Annotated in this window: 1 protein-coding gene; it reads left to right on the top strand. The window is 72.7% G+C overall.

The window, feature by feature from the left end; translation table 11 throughout:
• The first annotated feature begins 126 nt into the window (after positions 1–126).
• Entirely contained in the window at positions 127–1,890 is a 1,764-nt protein-coding gene (locus TA90_RS09285; protein WP_052450710.1) for a DEAD/DEAH box helicase, read from the top strand.
• Positions 1,891–2,007: the final 117 nt, after the last annotated feature.

Raw genomic sequence — 2,007 nt, 5'->3', positions numbered from 1 at the left:
GGATGGGGGTGACCACGGCTGACCGGTCGCATCACCGAACCGTGACCCGCGCCCCCACCGGGCGCCCCGAAACTGCGCGATCGGCTGCCACGACGACCCGGGCGACCCCCGGAGACAAGGCTGATCGTGACCACGAACGACACACTCGCCACAGGCGCGCCCGCGCCCGAGGCCACCACCGCCGGCCCGGACGGCGACGCGAGCACCACCACCGACACCGCCACCGGCGCCGACCACCCCGAGTACTCGGCAGGCGTCGTGCGCCTGGGCGACATCGTCGCCGTCGCCCCCGAGCCGGAGGCGACCCCCGACATCACCGACGAGGACGGCTCCACCGCCGACCTCGAGCAGAAGACCTTCGCCGACTTCGGCGTCTCCGACCCCATCGTCGACGCGCTGGAGGAGGAGGGGATCACCCACCCCTTCCCCATCCAGGCACTCACCCTGCCCGTCGCCCTGGACCGGCACGACATCATCGGCCAGGCGAAGACGGGCACCGGCAAGACCCTGGGCTTCGGCATCCCCCTGCTGGAGGACGTCATCGCCCCTGACGAGGAGGGCTACGAGGACCTCCTCAACCCGAACTGCCCCCAGGCGCTGGTCATCCTCCCCACCCGTGAGCTGACCAAGCAGGTCGCCACCGACCTGCGCAAGGCTGCCGGCAAGCTCTCCACCCGCATCATCGACATCTACGGCGGGGTGGCCTTCGAGCCCCAGATCGAGGCCCTGGAGAAGGGCGTCGACGTGGTCGTCGGCACCCCCGGGCGCCTCATCGACCTCCTGCGCCGTGGTCTCCTCCACCTCAACGGCGTCCAGACGGTCGTCCTGGACGAGGCCGACGAGATGCTGGACCTCGGCTTCCTCCCCGATGTGGAGACCCTGCTGGCGCGCGTGCCCGTCACCCGCCACACCATGCTCTTCTCCGCCACGATGCCCGGCCCGGTGGTGGCGCTCGCGCGGAAGTTCATGTCCCACCCCACCCACATCCGCGCCCAGGACCCCACCGACCAGGGTGCGACGGTCAAGTCGACCAAGCAGGTCATCTACCGCGTCCACGCGATGAACAAGGTCGAGGTCGTCGCCCGCATCCTGCAGGCCGAGGGCCGTGGACGCACCATCATCTTCTGCCGCACCAAGCGCACCGCCGCCCGGCTGGCCGATGACCTCGCCGAGCGCGGCTTCGCCGTCGGGGCGCTGCACGGGGACCTCGGACAGGGAGCCCGCGAGCAGGCCATGCGGGCCTTCCGCAAGGGCAAGATCGACGTGCTGGTCGCCACCGACGTGGCGGCGCGTGGCATCGACGTCGACGACGTCACCCACGTCATCAACTACCAGTGCCCCGAGGACGAGAAGATCTACATCCACCGCATCGGACGCACCGGCCGCGCCGGGCACTCCGGCACGGCGATCACCTTCGTCGACTGGGACGACGTGCCGCGCTGGAGCCTGATCTCCAAGGCCCTGGGCCTGGGCGTCCCGGAGCCGCTGGAGACCTACCACACCTCCCCCCACCTCTTCACCGACCTCGACATCCCCACCTCCGTGACGGGGCGCCTGCCGCGCTCCAAGCGCACGCTCGCGGGCCTGGACGCCGAGGTCATCGAGGACCTGGGCGAGACCGGTGGCCCCCATGGTGGTCACGGGGGCCGGGGCGCCCCGCGCGGTGGTCAGGGTCGCGGACGCTCCTCCGAGCACGACCGGGGTCGCCGCGGGGGCGGCGGGCACGACGTGCCCGCCGGTCAGCGTGGCCGTTCCGACCGGGGCTCACGAGGGCGGGGCCGCGGTGACCACAACCCCGAGCCGCGCACGCCGGCGGATGACTCGGCCGCACCCCGCAGGCGGCGTCGCCGTCGCCGTGGTGGCGCCGGTGGCGGGGAGTCCCAGGACTGAGGCCGCCTGCCCCGGGTGGGGGCAGGGACGTACTGCCGGACTCCGGCACAGCACGCCTCGCCCCGCGGCCACCTGATCGGTCGGGGCCCCGGTCGCCGTGGGGACACGGTGACCGGG

The organism is Actinomyces polynesiensis, from assembly GCF_000820725.1.
GTDB lineage: Bacteria > Actinomycetota > Actinomycetes > Actinomycetales > Actinomycetaceae > Pauljensenia > Pauljensenia polynesiensis.
Note: the sequence above shows the minus strand (reverse complement) of the source record. Positions and strands in the feature narration are given on the sequence as shown.